The sequence below is a fragment of the Paracoccus halophilus genome (assembly GCF_000763905.1).
Classification (GTDB): Bacteria; Pseudomonadota; Alphaproteobacteria; order Rhodobacterales; family Rhodobacteraceae; genus Paracoccus; species Paracoccus halophilus.
Window position 1 is genome coordinate 1 of record NZ_JRKN01000043.1, and the last position, 20619, is coordinate 20619.

The window sequence follows — 20619 nt, forward strand, 5'->3', positions numbered from 1 at the left end:
CATCCCGGCCAGCGGCATGTGAATCGCCGCACTATACAGGCCTTACACATGAACGCACCCGATCACTCCGCCAGCGAGCAAACAACCGACTTGCATTAAACGGGGCATCCACACATGGCGTCTCGCTCATGCCCTGCAAGCCCCGGTCGAAGGACCGGGGTGGACAAGCTGAACGAAAAGAGCCGCGCCCGAAGGCGCGGCAGTTTGCTTGTCGTCGCTAGAAGACAAGTGGATCCAGCTATGGGTCGCAGGAGGTCAGGGTCAAGGATGTTATTTTGAGTATGGGTCATTCGTGAAGATTGCCTTCCAAACCAGGTAGAGAGGCAGCGCAAGAACCAGGGTTGAGGCTGCGAACACGACCGAGGAGTAAACTGGTTGGCCGACAGATCGGGAAAAGTCAAAAATTTGCCCTGCGATTTCAGCTAGGACACATATTCCAATCAATAAAACGACCAGCCTGCTTATCTTCCAAGAAACCTTGTTCCAGCTCATTTCCTCGACTCCATATTAGCAACACAATATTATTTATCTAATCGTTCCAATATATTGATTGTGGCTCGTGCAGACTTTCGCAAACCAAGACTTTGGCTTTCATCCGCCACACACCGGCGTGCCCCCTCGACAAAAGATGGCAACGCCGGATCGTCCAGACGCAGGCTGACATGCTTGCTGGTCCTCGCAAGCGGCACCGGCACGCCGCCATGTTGCGCTTGAAAGTCAAAAAATGCGGGCGGAACCCGGACAGCTTCAGGCGCGATCTCGTCTTCATGAACGACCGGCTCGATCCCGGACTGCTGAACAGCCTCGATGATTATTTCAGTGAGCGATCTTCCGCTACGTTCCGCCTCACGCTCCAGCCCCCGTCTTAACGGAATCGGCATTCTTATGGGTAAAATCGGCGTTGCCATTGAAAGATGCCTCTTGTTGCGACAATCAATGTATATACATTCAACAGCGCAAACAAGTGCATTTGCGTCTTAGTTGCGCTGCAATTTCCGCCAGTCTTTGGGCAATGTGAACTGGCCTGCCCAGATTCCCGCTCTGCTCGCCCTGGCAGCGCGCTGTGCCTCGGCATATGCGTGGTTGTGGTCGAAATATGGAACTGCCCACCCGTTGCGGACGAGCCATTCTCCCAGGTCTTGGCCGTGTGCTGTGCATCTTGCCAGCCAGCGCCCAAACCGATCTTGGCCCTCGGTCCTGCATGATACTGGTCCAGCTCCAATATGATCCGCAAGCATGAGGGCAGCTCTCTGGCCGCAGCGCCATTGTCGGCCGGAAGGGCTGTAGCAGACCTGCCCGGCTTCAGGGGCATCGACGCCAGAAATCCTTATCCTCTGGGAATGGATCTCGATTGTGTCGCCGTCGATCACGCCGGCCCGCCCGGCGACATGACCGGCAATTACCGGCGTGGCGAACTGTAGCGCAACCACAGCCATCAGCATCAGGCCGGCTCTCACGGCTCTGCCCTAGATCGTTCGACAAGACCTATAAGCGACCCGGATAGGTTAAACTTACCGGCGAGCTGCAACCGCGTGAACGCGCGAAGTGCCCCCCCTGGGCTATGGATAGGATGCGTCGGATGATTTCGGTTGGCGTCGATGATCAGCACAGCCAATGCCGCGCGCATCGAGCCGAATACCTGCAAGGCTTCTTCCCAAGCTGAAGCATTGATGCCTAGGTCCGGCAGGAGCATGATCGCAACGCTTCGCAGGTGCCTGTCTGTCATCCGTTCCCCAACAGGGCAAATGGCATCGAGACAGAACCGGAAATTCTGGCCTGCAATGGATCTGATCTTTTCGGGGGTCAGCCAGGACAGATCGTCGGGGTTGCCAGCAGGGCTTAAGCCGCCGATACTTTTTTCTCTGCATTCTGCGCCGTTAGGCGCAGACTTAAGAAAGTCGTCGTCGGGCCGCTTGCGGGCCGTCCCTTTTATGGCGGAGGAACCGCTACAAAGTTCAAGAATCTTTGGAGTTGTATTTAGTATTGCCGGAATCTGGGATTCTGCCCTGCCGGAAGAATCATCATGACATTGCAGGTCAGCTCTAACGTCATCGACCAGCTCGTTGATCTCGTCCAGATGCGCGTCCAGTTCCTCCGAGCATCTGAACGAGCTGTAGCGACGGGGCCATGATGCCATGCGCTGAAGATAGGCCGGCAGTTTGCGGTGCCGAGGGTCCATCTCAAGCAACTGCTCGACCATCTGCCGGGCGTCGCGCTTCGCCGCAGAGCATTCTAGGCGAAGGGCGACAATGCGCCGTATCGCTGCCTGATGGGCTTCGTCCAGGTCCATCAGCCAGCCGATCCGTTCGATCATGGGCCTGAAATTCACGCCAAGACGGCGGCCGCCGGGAAGCATTCTTCCCGAACGTCGCCCGTTGGCTGTCGTGTCGATGAACGCAAGGCCGAGTTGCGCCAAGGCGTGTTCATGCGCTCGCATTGCCCGGTCTGTGATGCCGAGGTCCTGGGCCAAGTCCTGCTGCGGGCGGAAACAGACGGGATCGCGATCAGCTGAAGTCCAATCGGTCGGCGCCGTTTGACGGATCATCCGCAACAGCGCCTCCCGGCGCCTGGCTCCCAAGCCAATGTGTCGCCCGACCCGCTCGATCAGCTCGATGACGTGGCTTAGGGTCATGCCCGTAGGCAGACATGGATGTGTTTGGTGGTTCACGGCCGCAGCCGCTGATCTGCTCATGTTCTTCTGCTCCTCGATCTGGTGAGGCGCAGGGCCGCAGGCACGTCGCATCCGTTCGCACAAATGCGTTTTTGCTCTTGATTTCCGGGGGCGGGGAAGTAACTATGCTCGTAACATTCGTGAGCAATGCAGGTCGCCAAACCTGTGTTACCTAACCAAGCCCCCCCTCGTGCGGACCCCGCGCGGGGGGTTTTACTTTGGGCGGTCGATTTTCCTGATTCTGCTCTGCTCCTTTTTTGGTGCTTTTAACCGCGAACCCTACGACAGATGGGGGGGCGCGGCAATTCTTAGTGTGTTCTTGCGCGGTTGGGCGCAAGGTTCAGTAGCGAACGCCTTCAACGTGGTATGCGCCAGAATGATCTTGGTAGCGGATGAAGACACCGCGCAATCGTCCCATGTGATCGTTCGTCGTGACTGTCTGCGAAGGCGGACAGGTGCGTCCGACGCGCCAGGGGCGGTCATCGTCGCAGCCACCAATCGTCCGGGTGTAGGTTGTTCCCCCGGATGCTTCCGCAAGCCAGGCCGGGCCGTGCTGGTAACTCGCTCCGACCCATCGGAAATCCCCATTCGCTTGATATTCACCGACGACAGTGTTGTCGGTGATGTATTCGTTGTCGCCACCGCGTTTGTGGTAATACATCTGGACGTGATAGATCTCGATCCCGTCGCGATACCTGCGAACATCGTCAGTGAGGCCGTCTGCGCCAATGCCAGGAACGCTTATGCCTCCGCTGCTGCGCATGGGGCAGTTCCATAGCTGCAAGGGCGGTTCGATGGGCCAGGGGGTGATCCGGCGGATAAACTCGGCTTTGGCGGCCGAGCATTCCGCTGATGCCGGAAACCCGCCAGCAAGGCAGAGAAGGATTGCGCAATCAATGGGATATGCGCTGGCGGATGGTGCGGCTGCCACAGTGGCCGCCCCCCCGAGCATCACAGCAAATAGCTTCGATCTCATCTGAAAAGCTCCTGTAATAAGGCGGAGTGTTAGGACACGGGTGCGAATATAACAAGTATCAACCTTACAAAACAGTTCTATCCCTCTCCGAACAGTTCTATGTAGCGGTCATGCCAGAACCGTCCTTGTTCAATGATGTCAGCCTGGGATTTCTGAAGGCACAGCAAGTAGGCGTTCAGGTCATCGAAGTAGCGGCTATATTCCTCTTGAGGCGTCATGCTGTAGCGGGCCAAGAGTTCTTGATCTTCAATAGGATCGGCCGGTGGCGCGCATAGATGCAACGGCTGTGGCGCGGCTTCAGCGGCAAGAGACAGCATCATGGACAGGATCACGCAGCTTACGGCGGTTCTTCGGCTCATGTCACTCCCTCCGGTTTACCGCTCAAGCCACGCGCCAAAGTGGCGCGGCTGACCCCCAAAGCGCGGGCGGCCTGCTCTTGGGTCATCTGTTTAGCATCGAGCCATGACCGCGCCTGACGGATCTGGCTTGGGGTGAGAAGGCGCTTTCGTCCCCCTACACGGCCTCGCGCGCGGGCAGCTTCGAGGCCAGCCCGTGTCCGCTCGGCAATAAGATCCCGCTCGAACTGGGCAAGCATCGCAAAAAAGTGGAAGATCATCCGGCCATGTGGGCTGGTGGTGTCTACATGCTCGTTCAAGGATCGAAGGCTTACTTTTCGGGCTGAGAGATCATTGGCGATCTCGGTCAGCTCTTTGACGCTGCGGGCAAGCCGGTCCAACCGCCAGACAACCAGGGTGTCGTCTGGCGACAGGCTATCCAGAAGGTTCCTTAGCTGCGGTCGCGCCTTCTCCGCGGCGCCGCTGCCCACCTCGGTCACGACATAATCGCAACCGGCCAGCTTCAGAGCGTCGATCTGCATCCGCTGGTCCTGACCTGTGGTCGAAACCCGCGAGTATCCGATAGTTGCCATCTTCCTGCCTCATTGTCTCATATCGGCGTCTGAACTGGTCATGTCTCAAAACTCATGCGCCGCATGGGTTTTGCAGCACCTTTGGCGTGGTTGCGTCAACGGTCGTTTTTGAGCACAGACAAATCGCTCGTGACACAACCCCTGGGCGCTGCTAGTTGACCTGTTATAGCCAGAACATAACTGTCGGGCAAAGTGCGAAACAGGTCTTGACCAACAAAAACATTTATTGTTACGGTGAACATGTTACACCGCGCCGGAATTGGTGCGGCGGACATGAAGATGGTGCAAAAGGCTCCCGTCAAGCAGCAGGGGGCCGCGATATGAAAAGAGCGACAACGCCAGTGATTGTGTCAGATCAAGTCAAGGAGGTCGTTGCAGAAGGCGGTTCCGTCATTGTCGAATGTCTTGAAACCGTGTCGAAAAAAGGCACAGCGGTTGTAGGACAGTGGGGTTTCCAGGTGGTCGCCCCGGACAGAAAGACAAGGCGGCTTCTTGTCCTGAAGCTCACAATTCAACCGGAAGTCACGCGAACGGCTCTCGGCGTCATGTCCAAGCTCATGAGCTGGGGCCTGCCGACCGTCGCGTTGCCGACGACAGAGGGACAATCCATTGAGGTTTTCAAAGACGGTAGCTGCGCTCCTGTGGGCGGCGGCGACACTTAATCCACTTCCGGGGTGGGCCGAGGGCATGGTCCTCGTCCCATCATCAGACGGCAGTTTTCAGTTTAGGCAACAAAGTTCAAGTTTCGCCCGACATTATGGGGCACACGGCAGTCCGATTATTCCCCAAGCGGAACGCCAGGCATCACTTCCCAAAGACGCCCAGACGCTTCTTGAGCGGCCGGGCGGCGATGTCTCGGTGCCGCGCCGTGTAGTTGGACGCCCGGAGGTTATCGACGCCATTGAAAGCACGGCCATGCGCTATGGCGGTCATCCGGCTTTGCGCAAGTCTGGCCTGACGGTCAATGAGTGGCGCTTCTTCTTCCGCGCCAACATCGAGGTCGAAAGCGCCTACAACCCGAAAGCCCGCAGCCACGTTGGCGCCATCGGCTTGGGGCAGCTCATGCCCGGCACGGCCGCCGTTCTTGGGGTCAACCCCCACGACATGCACCAGAACCTCGACGGTTCTGCCCGCTACCTGCTCTCTCTGCTGGATCGCTTCGGCACGAAAGAGCTGGCCCTGGCCGGCTATAACGCCGGCCCGGAAGCTGTTTCACGCCACGGCGGCATCCCGCCGTATCGGGAAACCATCGGCCACGTCCGCAAGGTGATGGCCATTTTCAACCGTTTGTCAGGAGACATGCTATGACAAAGATGATGCCGGTTTCAGCCTGGCAGTTTGCAATTTTCATGGTGCTGGTCGCCGGCGTGGTCGCCGTCAGCACTTCGCCTGCCTTGGCCGCAGGCACGATCAATTTGAGCCCGATCACGAATATCCTCACTGGCATCGCCACGACGCTGACCGGCCCGCTCGGCAAAGCGATGGCAACGCTCGCCGTCATCGGCATCGGCGCTGCATGGCTGATGGGCTATGTGGATTTCCGCACCGTGGTTTATGTCGTCGCGGGCATCGCCATCGTCGCGGGTGCAGCAACCATCGTCAACGCCATGTGGGGTAAGTAACCGCCATGGTTAGACGGTCCCTGCTCTTTCTCGGTCTCATCCGTCCGCCTCGCCTCATGGGCCTGCCGATGTTCTATGCCGTGATCTGGATGGCAGGGTCCGTCATCGGATTTGTGTGGGCCGAGAGCTTCTGGATGATTCCAGTCTCGGCCCTCATTTACCCGGCTTTCTGGCTTGCAGCCGAATGGGACCCCCATTTCTTCGATGTTGTGACCATCGTGAGCAAGAAAACCCGCCGCACGAAAAACAGAGATCATTGGGGGGCTGATTCCTATGAACCGTAATTTGCCAATCGGCCCGGCCGCACTGGAAATTCTTCCGCAATGGGTCCGCAAAGAGGAATCCGTCGCATCGAAGCTGCCTTATGTCTCGCTGGTCGATGACCATACCATTCGCACCAAAGGGAATGAGTTCTTCCAGTGCATTCGCGTTTCTGGCCTGAACAGTCTGACTGTTGCCGATGAAATGCTGGACAGGATGAAAGATATTTTCGCCAGCGTGATCGCGCAGACCGGCGACAAGTTTTCCTATACGGTCCACAAGGTTTCGCGTCGGATAGACACGTCCTTGCCGCCCGTCGCAGGAGACAGCTTCGCGGCGCAGATTGACCGGCGCTGGCAGGGCTACATGCAGCGGGAAAACCTGCGCGAACACACGATCACGATCACCGTCATCAAGCGCCCCGATGTGCTGTCCAAGATCCCGTTCAGCCTGAAGAAATCGCGCGAACTGCTTGCCAGCCAGGTCAATGCACAGGTGGTCCAGCTTCACGAGGTAGTTGAGTTTCTGCGAACCGCGCTGTCGAACATGGAGCCTCGCGTTCTCACGGCATCGAGCGGCGAATTGCTGGGCTTCCTCGAAAGCATCAATACCGGGATCGAGGTTCCGACCTTCCATAGCACGCTTGACCGGACAGTAGCCGAGGCGGTGTCGAATACCCGCGTCACCTTCAAGGGCGACAAGATCTACCTGACGGGCGGAAGCCTGCCAGATCGCGTCGGCATGATTTACAGTATCAAGGAATATCCGCGCGAATCCTTCGTGACCATGTTCGATGAGCTGGATCTTCCGGTTGATATGGTGGTGTCGAATTACTTCACGCCGATCAACAACAGCCTTATGGAAGAACGGCTTTCGCGCGAACTTCGCCGCCGTGAAGCCATCAATGACAAGGCACAGAACTTGGTTAATGCGCTTGTTGAAGCGCAAAACCGGCTGGCGTCCGGTGAAGTGACATTCGGCCATCACCAGATGGCGGTCGCAATTTATGCTGACAGCGAAGATGAACTCGCAAAAATCAGCTCGCAAATCCGCAACATTGCCGTGACCGCAGGGGTCAAGATGGTAACGCAGGGCTATACTGCGCGCACCGTCTATTTCTCGCAGCATCCATGCAACCGGGCCTATCGCATTCGCGAAGGGGCCATCACGAACGAACAGTTTGCCGACATGGCTGCGCTGCATCGTGCCGCGATGGGAAAGCCCGGCGGCAATGTGCCGTGGGGAACGCCGATCACATGGTTCCCCACAATCACCCGCAGCGCATACCGCTTCAATTTTCACGAGGAAGGCGATCCTGCGAAGGAACCGACCAACGGCCACACACTCATCCTCGGGCGCATGGGGTCGGGCAAATCCGTCCAGGCAGCGTTCTTGGCAGCGCAAGCACAGCGCGTCGGCGCCAGGGTGTTCGTCTTCGACTACCGGCGCGGCATGGAAATGGCAGTCAGGGCCTTGGGCGGAAAATATTCCGAGCTGCGCGCCGGCGAACGCACTGGATTGAACCCCCTTTGGGTGGAAACGGACACGGCCGGCCAAGAGTGGTTGAGCGACTGGCTCATCCACCTGATGGAAAGCGGCCACGGTCAGTTGCAGCCCGAGCAGTCGCGCGCGGTGCGCGCCGCCGTGCGACAGAACGCGGAAGCCCGGAACCTCAACCTTCGGACCTGGACGGAATTTGCGCAGCTCGTTGCCGCCACGCCTGACGGCGGCGCGCTTGCCGACCGGATGAACGAATGGACGGACGGGCACAGGTTCGGATGGATCTTCGGGCGAGAACGCGAGGACAATTTTTCGCTGGACGGGCAATTCGTCGGATTTGACCTGACCGATATTCTGGACAGCGAGAACAACAAGGCGCGGATGGCGGTGCTGTCATACATCTTCCGCCGGATCGAGCGGAAGATCGAGGACAAGAAACCAACGGTCATCATCATCGACGAAGCCTGGAAGGCGCTCGACAACGACTATTTCGCCGCGCGCATTGAAAACTGGCTCGTCACCGCGCGAAAGCAGAACACTGTCGTTGTCATGATGACGCAGTTTGCGCACCAGCTAAATGCCTCTGCGCATGGCCGGACGCTTCTACAGGCTCTCCCGAGCAAGATGATGCTGCCGAACAAAGAGGCATCGGTTTCGGATTATGACGGCCTCGGTCTGAACGAAAAAGAGCTTGAAATTCTTATGGGGGTCAATCCGGGGTCGCGGGTCGCATTGCTTCGCGCGGATGACGGCTCCCACGTGATCGACACCGACCTGTCGGCACTCGGCAAACTCCTGACGATCCTCGGCGGCATGAAAGCCGGTGAAGCTCTGGTTGGCGCCGATTATCGCACCCGCCCCGATTTCTGGAAAGGATTTGATGATGCGTAAGCATGTTCTGTTGACCCTTATGGCCTCCCTTGCCGTGTCGGCCTGCGCGGGAACCCAATCGCAGCCGATCAAAAGCAAATGCTTCACGGCACGGGGCGATCTGACCTGCAATCTGCGCCCGCTGCCCGAACTGTGGGCCGAGTCTCGTCAGGACGCCGTTCGCAAGGTGGGCGTCTATGAAGGTGCGGTTGAAGATGGGCCTTACAATGTCGTGCAATAATTCATCTTTTGCGCGACCTGCCTTCGGCGGGCTGATCGCAATGCTGCTCTCTACATCGGCGTTCGCGCAGGGCGTCCCGGTCGTGGACCCGGCGAAGATCGCGAAGGAAGCCGAGATAACGGCCCAGATGGAAGCGGACCTTGAGCTTCAACGTCAGAAGGATGAGGAAGCGAGGAAACAGCTCGAAGCCGAACAGCGGCAGCGTGAAGAGCTTGAGGCTGTGAAAGAGGGTATGACGCTGCCGAATGGCGGTGCTGATACCTCTGCCATGGTTTCGGAACTGGAAGGCGAAGCCGGCGCTGCGGATGCCGCAGGGACAGCTTACCGGGCCGAGAACAGCGCGGCCGCTGAACGTCTGTTCAGTGATGGACGGGAAAGCGTCGAACAGATCATCATCCGCGCCGCACAGGACACGCACCACCTTCAGAACGCTGGCCTGTCGCTGATCCAGTGGCGATGCTGGCTGCAAGCCCTGATATGGCAGGAAAGCCGTTTCAATCCTTATGCCCGTTCGCCAGTCGGGGCCTATGGTCTTACCCAGATCATGCCCGGCACCGCCTCCGACCTCGGCATTCGCGGCACCTATGAACATGATCCCTATGTGCAGGCGGTTGGTGGTGCGCGCTATCTGGCCCAGCAACTCAATCGCTTCGGCGGCGACATGATCCTTGCCCTTGCCGCGTATAATGCCGGGCCGGGCAATGTGCAGAAGCACGGCGGCGTCCCGCCGTTCAAGGAAACGCAGAACTATGTGACGGTTATCCCGAACAAATACCGGGAATATATGTCGAAACTTGGTGCTGCCGACCAGATCGGCTCCATCGAGGCGTCGTATATGGCGAACGCTGAAATGGCGATGACCGGCGGCGCCACGGCGGTCTACGCCGATGAAGTCATGCAGGACATGCAGGTGGCGATGACGCGCCTCGATGCAGTCATGTCCAGGATCGACAAGACGGCGAATGCTGCCGAGGCTATGGCGCTGAACAGCTATGTTCGGGCGGAGTTCGCCCGGCTTCTGGTCATGCGCACCCGTCTCAATGCCACCCGTTCCAAACCCCTTACTGCCGAACAGATCGCGGCGGCCTCGGCCTACGCGCAAGAGCGGCAGATGATGAATTTCGAACAAGAGGATCTGTAAGATGCCGAAAGCTATCAAACACTTTCTTTTCTGTGCCGGCCTTGCTTTCCCCTCGCCGGCTGCGCTCCATGCCCAAGGCGTTCCTACCGTCGATACCCAGTCCATCGCGCAGCAGATCAACCAGATCAAGCGGATGCTGGAAGACTACGGCATCCAGACCGATATGCTCGACAAGCTGGTTGACCAGCTTGCTGAACTGGAAAAGCAGACGAGCGAGCTTCAGGGCATCTATGCGGTCCTGACGGGGAAGGCCGATATTCAGGGCCTTCTCATGGGCGGCGCGCTCGACAAGGTGCTGGACCCCAAGATGACCAGCATCCTTCAGACCGCCTCATCGGCCTCGGCAGGTGACTGGTCGGGGCTGTCCTCGGGGTATCGGACGGCCATCAAGTCCTCTGCCCAATCCACGATGACCAAGGCCGGCCTCGATCCCGCGCGCGTCGAACAGATGGGGAAATCGGCCGATGTGGGGCAGCAACGGGCGGCCACGCAGGCGACGACAGGCGCGGTCGTCGCGGCCGCCGCGGATACGGTGCAGCGCGAAAGCGCCGTCAGCTTGCAGCGTCTCGACACGCTGGTTGGCGAGATTCCCGAGCAGACAGGCATCAAAGAGGCCATCGACCTTAACACGAGGATGATGGGCGAAGCGGTCAAGGAACTGATCCTGAACAACCAGCTTCTCGCCATGCAGAGCTACGGGATGGGCATGTCGGATGTGTCTCAGGCGAGCGCCTGGGCGCAGGAGCAAGAGATGATGGATTTCACCATCCCGGACATGAAGTGAGGCAATAATGTTCAATTTCAAGAACAAAAAGGCGAAAGCCACGCCAGTCGTCGCTAGGGAACAAGCCAGTGTGATCGAGGAAGAGTTGATTTATGGTGCGGCCCGCCGGGAAGCGTTCTGGAAGAAATTCGGGACCGCAGGCTGGGTGTTCGGCGGCTTCGGCTGCATCATGGCGGCTATCGTGGCGGCAAGCCATGAAACGCCGGCACCCGTCCTCGTGCCGTTCGATCCCTCAACCGGGATGGCGCTGCCGATGGTGAACCTGGAAGCGATTTCGGTTCAGCAGCGCGATGCCGTGGTGCAGTCGCTTGTCTATTCCTATGTCCGGGACCGCGAAACCTTCAACCAGCTCGACAACGATGTGCGGGTGCGTTCCGTCCTGGAAAGATCCTCGGGCGCGGCGCTTGAGTCGATGCGCAGCCTCTGGTCGTCAGAAAACCCGGACTATCCCGAGCGGAAATATGGTCCGCGCGCTCGCATGGACGTGGAAGTCCTCTCCGTCACCCTGATCACGGAAGATCGAGCGACGGTGCGCATCAGGAAGCGCCTGGCCGACGACGATGGCGTGACCCAGGGGCTTTTCACGGTGACGCTCGCTTTCCGCTACGAAACGACCGAGGCCCGCTCTCTCGATGAAGTCTGGACCAATCCCTTCGGCTTCTCTGTTTACGAATACGGCATTGCTTCTGACAGGTTGGAGGATCACCAATGAAGCTCGCATTGGGTTTTGCCATCGGCATGTTTGCCGCAGGCTTTGGCGCATCTTCGGCATTGGCGGAAGTCACGCCCAGGGCTGGTAATCTCGACTCCCGCGTGCGCTATGCGCAATGGGTAGACGGTCAGGTGTATCGGGTTCAGACCCAAATGGGCCGGGTGACGTCGGTAGAATTTGGCCCCGATGAACAGATCACGTCCGTGATCGCTGGCGATACGGTCAGCTTCAATTTCGATGCTGTGCCAGGCGGAAGCGCCTTCGTGATGAAGCCGACTGTCAGCGGCGCAGCGACGAACATCAACGTCTATACCAACAAGCGGCAGTATTATTTCGAGGTTTCCGAATCCCCGAGGGCGCAATTCTCCGTCGTTCGGTTCACCTATCCGCGCGGCTCGGGCAGCTCGACCCCTGCAAATCGTCAGATCGTTCGAGGGCCATCCAATCATGATTATGGCGCGAACATCATTAATGCCGCCAGCCCAACGCAGGTGTGGGATGACGGCGCATTCACCTACTTCAAATTCCGCCGCAACGGTGAAATGCCTGCCATCTTCAAGGTCACGACCGGGCAGGAAATCACTGTCAATTCCACGACCATGGCGGACGGAACCGTTCGTGTCACCGGCACCAGCCCGTTTTGGGTGCTTCGCTTGGGGCAGGTGGAAACGACTGTCGGCATGATGAAAGCTGTGAGGTTGGTGAAATGAGCGATCAGGAAAACGATGCCCTGCGTAAGCGCCTCGCTGAACTTCAGGGCGAGAAAGCGGACGGGCCGGTGCAATCCAAGCCGAAGCCGAGTGCGGGGAAAATGGCTCTCATGCTTGGCGGTGCCGCCGTCCTGGCCGGGGCCGTCTATGTCTATTCGCAGCCCGAGGGCGAGGGCGATCTGCCGATCAGGCAGGCCAGCGAATTTCAGACCGAAGGAAGCGGCTTTGGCGACCTGGCCCGCCCCCAACGGGCCGAACCAGCGCCGGAAGCTGCCCCCGAACCCGAGGCAGAGCCGGTGCAGACAGGCGACAACAGCGAAGTGGTCGATCTGATCCGTAGCCTACAGGAGCAAATCGACGGACTGAAGAACCAGCCGGCCGAGGCCGAAGCCCCGCAAGTCGATGACGGCGCCCTGGCGGCGATGCGCGAAGAACTCGACCAGCTCCGGCAGCAGGCCGAGGCGCGCGAGCGCGAGTTGCAGGATGCGATCCAAGGTCGTGATCTGGAAATCGCTGGTCTGAACAACGAAATGGACATGCTGCGCCTTCAGGGCGGGCAAAGTCTTGCCCCCGGCGGCAACGAAGATCTTCTTGCGCAACGGCGCCAGGCGGCTGACGAGGCTGCCCAGCTTGAACAGCAGCGCCTCACATCCTCGATGATCGCCATAGGCGGTGGCGGCGTCGGCAGCGAGGCGGCGGGTGCGATCGGCGGTATGATGGGCGGCGACCCTGCGGCAGAACAACAGGCCGCGAAACTTAGCGATGACGCGCAGTTCGTTCGCAATGCCGGTCGGCCAGTGCAGGTGCAGCGCGCGGAAATCATCGTCAACCCGAGCAATACCGTGACGCAGGGGACGATGATTCAGGCTGTCCTCGAAACGGCCATAGATTCCACGCTCGAAGGTCCGATCCGTGGTCAGGTGACGACCGATGTTGTCGCCTATGATGGATCGCGCGTCCTGATCCCGCGCGGTTCCAAGCTGATCGGCAGCTATTCCTCTGACGTGGATACGGGGCAGAGCCGTCTTCTGGTCGCATGGGAACGGATCATCATGCCCGACAACCAATCGGTGCAGATCAGCTCCTTCGGGGGCGACGCCTTGGGCCGGTCTGGAACAACCGGCAAGGTCAACAACCATTTCCTCAAGCGGTTTGGAGCTGCGGCGCTCATTTCGACAATCTCGGCCATACCTGCGATTATCGAGGATAACGGCAACGACAGCAGCGGCGTCACGATCTCGACGGGCGGCGGCAGCACCCAGGCTGTTTCCGGGGTGACTGACGCCCTGGGCGGCGCGACGGACGCGGCCATCGGAAAATACATCAACATGCCGCCGACGATCACGGTCCCCCAGGGCACCCGGATCACTGTCATGGTGGACCGCGACCTGGAGATTTTCTAAGCATGAACGACATGAGCCACGGCAGCTATCTTGACGAGGCGCTTTCGCGGATTGGGGCTGTCATCGACAGCCCCAAGCTGGTTGAAATCGCTATCAACCCCGATGGGCGCATATGGTCCCTTGAGCATGGCGATGCTTCCATGCAGCCGATGGACCGCGCGCCCATGACCCGCATCGAGGTCAGCGATCTCGGCCGCCACATTGCCAGCGCCGGAAAGCTGACCATTGGTCGGGAGTCCCCGATCATCTCGACTTCGGTTGAGTATCGGGGCCGCCCTGTGCGGGCGCAGGTGGTCAGCGAACCCGCTGTCCTGAAGGGTGCAGCCATTTCCTTGCGGTTCTTTTCGACGCTCCCGCTGGATCAGATCGAAGTGAAATTCCTGCACGGCCACGAATATTCCGTGGATGATGCCCGTGCGGAAATGAAGCAGCATCTGAAGAAGCTGGCCGGGGACGGCGACATCGACGGGGCAATGCGCTTCATCGTGGACAGAAAGATGAACGCCTTGATCTCGGGGGCTACGGACAGCGGGAAAACAGTCTTTGCTCGTAAAATGCTCTCGTTCGTGCCGGACCATGAGCGCATGATCACCATTGAGGACGCGGCCGAGCTGGTGCCCGCGCAACCGAATGTGGTGACGCTGATTGCTGATCGCGACAGCAAAGCCCGCACGCCGGACATTCTGCTAACTTCGTGCCTGCGGATGCGACCGGATCGACTGATCGTGGGCGAGGTGCGCGGCCGCGAGGCTATGACCTTCATCGAGGCGATCAATACGGGGCATGGCGGGTCCATGACGACGATCCATGCCGAGACGCCAAAGCTAGCCCTGGCTAAGCTGGCGATCATGGCCCTGAAGGCAGAACTGCCGCTCACATATGCCGATACGCTGCGCTACATCCAAAGCTCGATTGACGTAGTGATCCAGACTGGTCGGGCTGGCGGTGATCGTGGCGTCTTGGAGTTTTACTTGCCTGACAGCATCGACCACGGAGGCCCCACAGATGTTTAGCACGAAGATGACCGTTATCGGGGGCGTGGCAGTAGTCAGTCTGGGTGTGGCAGCGGCCGTGAGCCTTCTCGGTGCCGCATCCCCAAAAGCAGAAACCGTCCTAGGTGAACACACGCCTCAGATCGACATGACCATACCGGACATAGACGAGCGTAGCACCGGGGCAGGCGTCACAAGGGCAGGCTGTGTAAAGCCTGCACGTCCAGATTGGGTGAAAAATGCTGGACCAAGGGATACGAACAAGGTGTCTCTACTTATCGCGCTCTACGACATCGGCAGGAAAAGCGAAATCATTTCCACGCAAACTTGCGAATGCAGCACAGAATATCCAAGCTGGGACAAAGCCGAAGAGCAACTTACTCAGCTTATCTCTGGCATCGACAAAAACCAACTTCTGCAAATCTTAGATGAAAAAACATTTGAAGCGGGCGACCTAAATAAGCCAGCATTAGATGTTTGTGCAGCATTTAGGAAACAGTAACCATGCGCATTGTCGATTACATTGTAACCACCGCTGAATCATTCCTAACAGATGTGGCAAGAAATACCTTTCTGTCACTGGTTACTGCTTCCGGGACACTCGTCGGCTATATGGCAGTCATAGCTGTCGCCCTCGTTGGCATCAACATGATGATGCAGTTTCGACCAATTTCTTGGCAGGCTACAATCGGTCTGATGATAAAGATTGCGCTGATCGGTATCTTTGCCTGGAATTGGAATGAATTTTGGAAAGTTGCGAGCGGCATTCAAAAAGCTATCGAGGCAATCGCTGCACGCATACTTGATGCAGCGGGCGAAACATGGGGCGGATCAACTGTGGCAGATGGATTTGGAGCGTCCATCGACCGTGTGTTGGTCAACCTGTCAACGGCATCTACCAACATTGCGTCAGAATTTGGCGGCTGGTTCATGGGCGGCCTTGTCGGCTTTACCTGCACGGTGGGAATTGTGCTAATTGGTGCGGCCTCTGCAATTATGATCCTCTTTCCGAAGGTTGTTATTACAATCCTCTTGGGTCTGGCCCCCATAGCCATTGCCATGACGCTCTTCGACAACACCAAAAACTATTTCGAGCGATGGATTTCGGCGTGCGTAAGCTGGGCGCTCTATCCTATTTTTATAGCTTCGATCTTCGCCATCATGATCGGGATGGGCAACAAGATGATCTCGGACATTGGAACCGACAGTTTCGGTAGCATTGGTGCCTTTATCCCCTTCCTAATCCTTGAAGCCCTGATCGTTCTTTGCATCGCATTCCTTCCAATGCTGGTATCCTCTGTTTCGGGGAACCTCCAACAAATCGGCGTCATTGCTGCCGGTCGTCTCGCCGCCGGTGGCTTGGGCGCGATGGCAACAGCCGGGATGCGCTCATTCGGCGCTGCGCGTGGCATAGCAGCGGCACCCATTCAGACACTCCGGGGCCAGAACGCCGTTGGGCGTGCAGGGCAGGCGATTGGTTCCCTTCCTGCCGTCCAGAGGGCTTCAACAGGGGTTGCGCTGACTCTCAACCGGATGCAGGAACGTGCGAGGCTCCTACGCAAATAGAAATCCCCGAGGGACAAAGGGGCGGCCAGTGGGCCGCCCTTTTTATTGGAGATGCGGATGAACATCGACCTTGAAGCCATGACACTGGCCGAGCTGCGCGACCTACAGAAGCAGGTGGGCCGACAGATCGAGACCTATGAGGCTCGCCAAAGGCAAAAGGCCCTTGATGCGGCAAAGGAAGCGGCTGGCCAGTATGGGTTTTCGCTGAAGGATCTCGTTGGCGATGCGCGGATGCCGAAACCCGCTATCGCCCCGAAATACGCCGATCCAGACGACAAGACGCTGACCTGGAGTGGCCGGGGGCGCAAGCCTCGGTGGGTGCAAGCCAGACTTGATGAGGGCCGCAGTCTGGACGATCTGGCGATCTGACCGCCCTACCCCCTCTCGAAAAAACCCGGATGCGGCGCATTGATCCCATAGCGGATTGCGCCGTCACCAAACCGGGCATTGATCTGATCGACGGCGGCGGACACCTGTTCGCCGCGTGTCTTTTCAGACGGACCCAAAGGCTTGAGCAAATCGCCTTGGCGTTCGGCCAGCAGCGACACGTCCCCAAGCTGGACTCCTACGGCTATGACCTGGCCGGGGCGACCGTTGCGCCAAAGCGCCTTCCACAGAGCGCGATGAAGCCGCAGAAAAAAGGCGCTGTCCTGTGTCGGGAAACAGCTCACCCCCCGCGACCAGACCGACCCGGCCAGCATGGACACCGTGAGGCTGAACCGGCCGGCAACGCGGCCATCGCGGCGCAGCCGCGCGGTGGCCTTCTCGACAAGCCAGCGTCCGACCATGTAGGCCCGCCGTGGATCGCGATACTCCGGCGACAGGATCTTGCTGTTCCCGAAGCCACCGCGCTGCGTCGCGGTCAGCGGAATATCCATCCCCTGAAGCATCCGAACAAAACGCTCGCCCTCCACAGATCGCCAGATCAACCGGGCGTGACGCGGATCGAGCTGGCAGAGCTGGGGCACGTCATAGACGCCTGCGCGCATCAGTCGATCCTTCATGGCGCGTGAAATCCCAGGCAGATCGTCCAGCGCCAGATGCGCAATACGATCTGGCATATTCTCGACGCTAAGCCACTGGAATCCATTCGGCTTCTCTAATTTCCCGGCGATTTTAGCCAGCAAGTGGTTCGGTCCAAGGCCAGCACTGAAGCGCAGGCAAGGCCCGACCTCGGCCGCCACTGTCGCTTTCAGCCGCGCCACCAGCTCGGCCGCACCGTCTAGGGACTGCGCGTCGCCCGACAACGCTAGCTGAAATTCGTCCACGCTGCGGATATGCGTCAGCTCGGCGTGGCGGTCCAACACGTCTGCGATGGCGAGATTGAACCGCACATAGAGCCTGTGGCGGCTCGGCCGAAAGACGATGCCAGGACACATGCGGCGCGCATCTGCCACCCGCGTCCCGGTTTTCACGCCATAGGCTTTCGCCTCATAGCTGGCCGCGACGCAGGCGCCAGCATCCGAATCGACGGCGGTGATCGCCACCGGCCGACCGCGCAGCGCCGGATCGAGGTGCTGTTCGACCGAAGCGAAAAACGAGTTCATATCGAGATAGAGGACGCGGAAAGGGGGCATGGCACTAGATTTCGCGGATAGGCAGGTTGTCCCTTATGTTCTATCTTTGTTCTCCTGCATCAAGGGGGCAAAATGGACAGGTCTGGTCAGCTTCGCAATGTCGCCTTCGGCGGTTCGTGGTCCGAACAGATCGCGGGCCGGGAAGAATTGCTACATGCCATCGAAACACTGAAGCGCGCCGCGCGACGTGCCGGGCAGCATGATCCGGGTCGAGACACGGATGTTGGCCCGGCGCTCGATCTCGCCAGTCGTGACCATCCCAAGGGTGCCATGCTGCGCGCGGCATGGGCGCGCGCAGCAGCCATCACAGCGCCGACGCTGCGCGTGGCAGAACTTGCCCGCGTTGCCGATCTGCTGGCCGAAGCCTATGGCGGTCGATTGCGATAGGCATTGACGGGACCGCATTTCCGCTCGCAGGCTGAAAAGCAAAGGAGAGGCCGATGTGCAACCTTTATGCGATGTTAGCGAGCCAGGACAGCACGCGCCGACATTTTGCCGTCGATCCGGCCCGCGACTATTTGGGCAACGCCGAACCCCTTCCCGCCATCTGGCCCAAATATGAAGCTCCGATCCTTCGGTTGGGCGAAGACGGAACCCGCGAGCTGGTCTCGGCTCACTGGGGGTTCCTGACGCCCAAGGTATCGGCCAAGACCGGCAAGACGCTGAAGCCGGACGCCTGGAACAATGCCCGCGACGACAAGCTTACCAAATCCGGCCTTTGGAAAGATAGCTTTCTGAACCGTAGATGCCTGATCCCTGGAACGAGCTTCCGGGAGGCAAAGGGCCGCAATCCGGCAGAAGATTTCTGGTTTGCTCTGACCGGGACCGATCCTCGCCCCCTCTTTGCCTTCGCGGGCCTGTGGCGAGGCGGACAGCCCGGCATCGAGGGCGATGAAGGCGATTGGACCACGCACACGATGGTGACGACTTCGCCCAACAAGCTGGTTGAGCCGGTCCATCCGACACGGATGCCTGTGATCCTCGATCCCGAGGACTACGAGACCTGGCTGTATGGCTCGCCGGCCGAGGCGGCCGAGTTGCTGCGCCCCTTCCCGGCCGAGAAAATGCGCATAGCCAGACAGGGCGTCGGACTGTTGACTGATAAGGGTGAGAAATGAAGGAACGGCTATACGTCTATCCAAAAGGATAAGTTGCCGTTTGCGTCAGGAACAGACAAAAAGCTTATATCAGCCGGCGCGGATTTGTATTGTGTTTCCGAGTTTATCCCGCGCCGGCCGATGTATCTCGCAATCCGTTTCTGCTCGATGAAAAAAGCGGCCCGTAGGCCGCTCTTTCATGCTGTCGCTGCCATCGGCTCTGCATCGTCATCCGGGGGCGGCACGATACCGTTCACCTTCCGAGCGGCAGACCGTAGCGCCTCAACGGCGTCGTCGCTCGTCCGCAGAAGCTTGTCGGCCTGAACCGCCATCGTCACCCGCCGCCTCCGCATGGGGGCTGACGGTGCCGGCGTTGGTGCCGCCTGCGCTGGCGCAGGTTGATCCGGGCTGTTCTTCACCATTGCCCGCAGGGCGTCCGCAGGCAAAACCGCGCGCACCCGACTTCTTTTCTGCGCATCGGCCTCGATCTTGGCCGCGAGCTGCTCGATGCGGTGATTGGCGCGGTCCAGATCGCCGCGAACATCGCGCAACTGGTGGTCTTTCGGATCGGGGGCGGGCAGCGGGCCGGTTTGGCTCTCGAAGATCGGCTTCAGAACGCGGTCCTCGAAATACTTGATCCGCCAAGCCTTGATGGGATGCTGGCCGTTGGCAAGAATGACCACCTCGTCAGGCTTGAGCCGCCCAGCCTCGTCTTCGGTCAGGAGGTCACGTTCCTCGTTTCGTTCGGAAATGTTGATCCCGTTAAAGGGTCCCTTTCCGACCGTCTTGGATTTCGACACCACGCGGTGCGTGGTTTTGCCGACTGCCGCCGAAAGCTCGGACCTGGTGCGCTGTTCGCTTGGTGCGAGATAAACTTTGATGCCCGCGCCACCTTGGAGCGAAAGCCGGGTATCCTCGCCATAGATCTTGTCCAGCGCCGGGATCGTCTGCGTCACCACGGCCAGGTGGCCGCCATAGGCCCGAAGGGTCTTGATACTGTCGGTAACGCTCGGCATCCGCCCCAACATGTCGAACTCGTCGAGCATGATCATGACACGCCACGGTTCGTCTGGTCCGGGCATGTGGTCATGCAGGCTGGACAGCAGATCGGAAAAGAACAGCCGCACAAGTGGAGCGATGGCGCGGATTTTGTCATGGGGCGGCGCGATGAAATAGGCGGTCTGCGGCCGCCGGCGGAAGTCTCGGAAATTGAAGTCACTCGTCTCGGTGGCCCGGTCGATAGCGGGGTTGGACCAGAGCGTAAGGCCCGAGGTCATCAGCAGCGACAGATAGGACGTAAGAGTGCGGTCATTGGTCGATGCCAGCCTCTCGAACAAGAGTCGCGCGGCCGGGCTTTGCACCTTGTCGGCATAGCTCATGTATTGCTTCTGCTTGTCACCCCCGGCCGAGGCCAGCCGATAGATTTCACCCAAAGTCGGCGGAGATATGCTCGAAAGTTGGTGACGCTTGATCAGGCGGCAGCTTGAATGTGGCGGACGCCGTCGCGGAACTCAACCCCGCTGATGACCTCCGGCAGGCGGTTCCGACCGTCGAGCCTCCGCCATTTC

At 59.1% G+C, this 20619-nt stretch carries 25 protein-coding genes; 17 read left to right on the forward strand and 8 right to left on the reverse strand.

From position 1 onward, the window contains the following. Positions 1–521: 521 nt before the first annotated feature. From IT41_RS20965 to IT41_RS17525, 6 genes are all read right to left on the reverse strand, one after another. A complete protein-coding gene (locus IT41_RS20965) occupies positions 522–908 on the reverse strand; it encodes a hypothetical protein (RefSeq protein ID WP_139221775.1) in 387 nt (128 codons plus the stop codon). A 69-nt stretch (positions 909–977) separates the two neighbouring features. After that, positions 978–1442 carry a thermonuclease family protein gene (locus tag IT41_RS22100; RefSeq protein ID WP_074948210.1) on the reverse strand — a complete coding sequence of 155 codons (465 nt, stop codon included), beginning with the start codon at positions 1440–1442 and terminating at the stop codon, positions 978–980. Positions 1443–1453: 11 nt separating this feature from the next. Next, positions 1454–2692, reverse strand: a complete 1239-nt coding sequence (repC, locus tag IT41_RS17510) for a replication initiation protein RepC (RefSeq protein WP_175496453.1) — start codon at positions 2690–2692, stop codon at positions 1454–1456. 319 nt (positions 2693–3011) lie between these two features. Continuing rightward, complete coding sequence (locus tag IT41_RS19595; RefSeq protein WP_231564817.1) at positions 3012–3623, reverse strand: hypothetical protein; 612 nt, start codon at positions 3621–3623, stop codon at positions 3012–3014. 101 nt (positions 3624–3724) lie between these two features. Further along, the gene (locus tag IT41_RS17520) at positions 3725–4006 is read right to left on the reverse strand and encodes a hypothetical protein (RefSeq protein WP_036743815.1); all 282 of its coding nucleotides are present in this window, start codon (positions 4004–4006) and stop codon (positions 3725–3727) included. Beyond that, positions 4003–4575: a recombinase family protein gene (locus IT41_RS17525; protein WP_036743816.1), complete on the reverse strand. Its 573-nt coding sequence runs from the start codon at positions 4573–4575 to the stop codon at positions 4003–4005. The genes IT41_RS17520 and IT41_RS17525 overlap by 4 nt, the downstream gene beginning before the upstream one ends. 206 nt (positions 4576–4781) lie before the next feature. On the opposite strand from IT41_RS17525, the gene IT41_RS17530 reads away from it, so the two are divergent. The 15 genes from IT41_RS17530 to IT41_RS17595 are packed head-to-tail and all read left to right on the forward strand — an operon-like array spanning position 4782 to position 16746. Beyond that, positions 4782–5237, forward strand: coding sequence for a hypothetical protein (locus tag IT41_RS17530; RefSeq protein WP_139221774.1), 456 nt, complete (start codon positions 4782–4784; stop codon positions 5235–5237). Between the two features lie 25 nt (positions 5238–5262). Next, positions 5263–5883, forward strand: coding sequence for a lytic transglycosylase domain-containing protein (locus IT41_RS17535; RefSeq protein WP_036743819.1), 621 nt, complete (start codon positions 5263–5265; stop codon positions 5881–5883). Beyond that, positions 5880–6197, forward strand: a complete 318-nt coding sequence (locus tag IT41_RS17540; protein WP_036743821.1) for a TrbC/VirB2 family protein — start codon at positions 5880–5882, stop codon at positions 6195–6197. Before IT41_RS17535 ends, IT41_RS17540 begins: the two co-directional genes overlap by 4 nt. A gap of 5 nt (positions 6198–6202) precedes the next feature. Next, positions 6203–6481, forward strand: a complete 279-nt coding sequence (locus tag IT41_RS17545; protein WP_036743822.1) for a VirB3 family type IV secretion system protein — start codon at positions 6203–6205, stop codon at positions 6479–6481. Then, positions 6471–8849, forward strand: a complete 2379-nt coding sequence (locus IT41_RS17550; protein WP_036743823.1) for a VirB4 family type IV secretion system protein — start codon at positions 6471–6473, stop codon at positions 8847–8849. Before IT41_RS17545 ends, IT41_RS17550 begins: the two co-directional genes overlap by 11 nt. Next, positions 8839–9069 (forward strand): hypothetical protein, encoded by a 231-nt coding sequence (locus IT41_RS17555; RefSeq protein WP_139221773.1) that lies wholly within the window; start codon positions 8839–8841, stop codon positions 9067–9069. Before IT41_RS17550 ends, IT41_RS17555 begins: the two co-directional genes overlap by 11 nt. Further along, positions 9026–10210 carry a lytic transglycosylase domain-containing protein gene (locus tag IT41_RS17560; RefSeq protein WP_139221772.1) on the forward strand — a complete coding sequence of 395 codons (1185 nt, stop codon included), beginning with the start codon at positions 9026–9028 and terminating at the stop codon, positions 10208–10210. The genes IT41_RS17555 and IT41_RS17560 overlap by 44 nt, the downstream gene beginning before the upstream one ends. A 1-nt stretch (position 10211) precedes the next feature. Continuing rightward, positions 10212–10994 (forward strand): type IV secretion system protein, encoded by a 783-nt coding sequence (locus IT41_RS17565; protein ID WP_036743828.1) that lies wholly within the window; start codon positions 10212–10214, stop codon positions 10992–10994. Between the two features lie 7 nt (positions 10995–11001). After that, positions 11002–11706, forward strand: a complete 705-nt coding sequence (locus tag IT41_RS17570) for a VirB8 family type IV secretion system protein (protein ID WP_052081747.1) — start codon at positions 11002–11004, stop codon at positions 11704–11706. Then, positions 11703–12416, forward strand: a complete 714-nt coding sequence (locus IT41_RS17575; RefSeq protein ID WP_074948206.1) for a TrbG/VirB9 family P-type conjugative transfer protein — start codon at positions 11703–11705, stop codon at positions 12414–12416. The genes IT41_RS17570 and IT41_RS17575 overlap by 4 nt, the downstream gene beginning before the upstream one ends. After that, positions 12413–13819 carry a TraB/TrbI/VirB10 family type IV secretion system protein gene (locus tag IT41_RS17580; protein ID WP_036743830.1) on the forward strand — a complete coding sequence of 469 codons (1407 nt, stop codon included), beginning with the start codon at positions 12413–12415 and terminating at the stop codon, positions 13817–13819. Before IT41_RS17575 ends, IT41_RS17580 begins: the two co-directional genes overlap by 4 nt. Positions 13820–13821: 2 nt before the next feature. Further along, positions 13822–14832: an ATPase, T2SS/T4P/T4SS family gene (locus IT41_RS17585; RefSeq protein WP_414811561.1), complete on the forward strand. Its 1011-nt coding sequence runs from the start codon at positions 13822–13824 to the stop codon at positions 14830–14832. Beyond that, positions 14825–15313: a hypothetical protein gene (locus tag IT41_RS20970; protein WP_139221771.1), complete on the forward strand. Its 489-nt coding sequence runs from the start codon at positions 14825–14827 to the stop codon at positions 15311–15313. The genes IT41_RS17585 and IT41_RS20970 overlap by 8 nt, the downstream gene beginning before the upstream one ends. Before the next feature lie 2 nt (positions 15314–15315). Then, on the forward strand, positions 15316–16377 hold the full coding sequence (locus IT41_RS17590; RefSeq protein WP_036743832.1) for a TrbL/VirB6 family protein: 1062 nt from the start codon (positions 15316–15318) through the stop codon (positions 16375–16377). A 57-nt stretch (positions 16378–16434) separates the two neighbouring features. Next, positions 16435–16746 carry an H-NS histone family protein gene (locus IT41_RS17595; protein WP_036743846.1) on the forward strand — a complete coding sequence of 104 codons (312 nt, stop codon included), beginning with the start codon at positions 16435–16437 and terminating at the stop codon, positions 16744–16746. 5 nt (positions 16747–16751) lie between these two features. Here the strand turns inward: IT41_RS17595 and IT41_RS17600 are convergent, their stop codons facing one another. Next, a complete protein-coding gene (locus tag IT41_RS17600; protein WP_036743834.1) occupies positions 16752–17954 on the reverse strand; it encodes a DNA polymerase Y family protein in 1203 nt (400 codons plus the stop codon). A 72-nt stretch (positions 17955–18026) separates the two neighbouring features. Between IT41_RS17600 and IT41_RS20975 the strand changes: the two genes are divergently transcribed. Then, positions 18027–18341 carry a hypothetical protein gene (locus IT41_RS20975; protein ID WP_139221770.1) on the forward strand — a complete coding sequence of 105 codons (315 nt, stop codon included), beginning with the start codon at positions 18027–18029 and terminating at the stop codon, positions 18339–18341. A 53-nt stretch (positions 18342–18394) separates the two neighbouring features. Then, positions 18395–19072: an SOS response-associated peptidase gene (locus IT41_RS17605; RefSeq protein WP_036743836.1), complete on the forward strand. Its 678-nt coding sequence runs from the start codon at positions 18395–18397 to the stop codon at positions 19070–19072. Positions 19073–19248: 176 nt separating this feature from the next. On the opposite strand, the gene IT41_RS17610 is transcribed toward IT41_RS17605, so the two are convergent. After that, on the reverse strand, positions 19249–20430 hold the full coding sequence (locus tag IT41_RS17610) for a type IV secretory system conjugative DNA transfer family protein (RefSeq protein ID WP_083398670.1): 1182 nt from the start codon (positions 20428–20430) through the stop codon (positions 19249–19251). Positions 20431–20619: the final 189 nt, after the last annotated feature.

What these genes read in the sequence shown, in the direction of transcription:
- IT41_RS20965 (WP_139221775.1), bottom strand. Translation starts at nt 908, where the DNA reads ATGGCAACGCCGATTTTACCCATAAGAATGCCGATTCCGTTAAGACGG.
- IT41_RS22100 (WP_074948210.1), bottom strand. Translation starts at nt 1,442, where the DNA reads ATGCTGATGGCTGTGGTTGCGCTACAGTTCGCCACGCCGGTAATTGCC.
- repC (WP_175496453.1), bottom strand. Translation starts at nt 2,692, where the DNA reads ATGAGCAGATCAGCGGCTGCGGCCGTGAACCACCAAACACATCCATGT.
- IT41_RS19595 (WP_231564817.1), bottom strand. Translation starts at nt 3,623, where the DNA reads ATGCTCGGGGGGGCGGCCACTGTGGCAGCCGCACCATCCGCCAGCGCA.
- IT41_RS17520 (WP_036743815.1), bottom strand. Translation starts at nt 4,006, where the DNA reads ATGAGCCGAAGAACCGCCGTAAGCTGCGTGATCCTGTCCATGATGCTG.
- IT41_RS17525 (WP_036743816.1), bottom strand. Translation starts at nt 4,575, where the DNA reads ATGGCAACTATCGGATACTCGCGGGTTTCGACCACAGGTCAGGACCAG.
- IT41_RS17535 (WP_036743819.1), top strand. Translation starts at nt 5,263, where the DNA reads ATGGTCCTCGTCCCATCATCAGACGGCAGTTTTCAGTTTAGGCAACAA.
- IT41_RS17540 (WP_036743821.1), top strand. Translation starts at nt 5,880, where the DNA reads ATGACAAAGATGATGCCGGTTTCAGCCTGGCAGTTTGCAATTTTCATG.
- IT41_RS17545 (WP_036743822.1), top strand. Translation starts at nt 6,203, where the DNA reads ATGGTTAGACGGTCCCTGCTCTTTCTCGGTCTCATCCGTCCGCCTCGC.
- IT41_RS17550 (WP_036743823.1), top strand. Translation starts at nt 6,471, where the DNA reads ATGAACCGTAATTTGCCAATCGGCCCGGCCGCACTGGAAATTCTTCCG.
- IT41_RS17555 (WP_139221773.1), top strand. Translation starts at nt 8,839, where the DNA reads ATGATGCGTAAGCATGTTCTGTTGACCCTTATGGCCTCCCTTGCCGTG.
- IT41_RS17560 (WP_139221772.1), top strand. Translation starts at nt 9,026, where the DNA reads ATGAAGGTGCGGTTGAAGATGGGCCTTACAATGTCGTGCAATAATTCA.
- IT41_RS17565 (WP_036743828.1), top strand. Translation starts at nt 10,212, where the DNA reads ATGCCGAAAGCTATCAAACACTTTCTTTTCTGTGCCGGCCTTGCTTTC.
- IT41_RS17570 (WP_052081747.1), top strand. Translation starts at nt 11,002, where the DNA reads ATGTTCAATTTCAAGAACAAAAAGGCGAAAGCCACGCCAGTCGTCGCT.
- IT41_RS17575 (WP_074948206.1), top strand. Translation starts at nt 11,703, where the DNA reads ATGAAGCTCGCATTGGGTTTTGCCATCGGCATGTTTGCCGCAGGCTTT.
- IT41_RS17580 (WP_036743830.1), top strand. Translation starts at nt 12,413, where the DNA reads ATGAGCGATCAGGAAAACGATGCCCTGCGTAAGCGCCTCGCTGAACTT.
- IT41_RS17585 (WP_414811561.1), top strand. Translation starts at nt 13,822, where the DNA reads ATGAACGACATGAGCCACGGCAGCTATCTTGACGAGGCGCTTTCGCGG.
- IT41_RS20970 (WP_139221771.1), top strand. Translation starts at nt 14,825, where the DNA reads ATGTTTAGCACGAAGATGACCGTTATCGGGGGCGTGGCAGTAGTCAGT.
- IT41_RS17590 (WP_036743832.1), top strand. Translation starts at nt 15,316, where the DNA reads ATGCGCATTGTCGATTACATTGTAACCACCGCTGAATCATTCCTAACA.
- IT41_RS17595 (WP_036743846.1), top strand. Translation starts at nt 16,435, where the DNA reads ATGAACATCGACCTTGAAGCCATGACACTGGCCGAGCTGCGCGACCTA.
- IT41_RS17600 (WP_036743834.1), bottom strand. Translation starts at nt 17,954, where the DNA reads ATGCCCCCTTTCCGCGTCCTCTATCTCGATATGAACTCGTTTTTCGCT.
- IT41_RS20975 (WP_139221770.1), top strand. Translation starts at nt 18,027, where the DNA reads ATGGACAGGTCTGGTCAGCTTCGCAATGTCGCCTTCGGCGGTTCGTGG.
- IT41_RS17605 (WP_036743836.1), top strand. Translation starts at nt 18,395, where the DNA reads ATGTGCAACCTTTATGCGATGTTAGCGAGCCAGGACAGCACGCGCCGA.
- IT41_RS17610 (WP_083398670.1), bottom strand. Translation starts at nt 20,430, where the DNA reads ATGAGCTATGCCGACAAGGTGCAAAGCCCGGCCGCGCGACTCTTGTTC.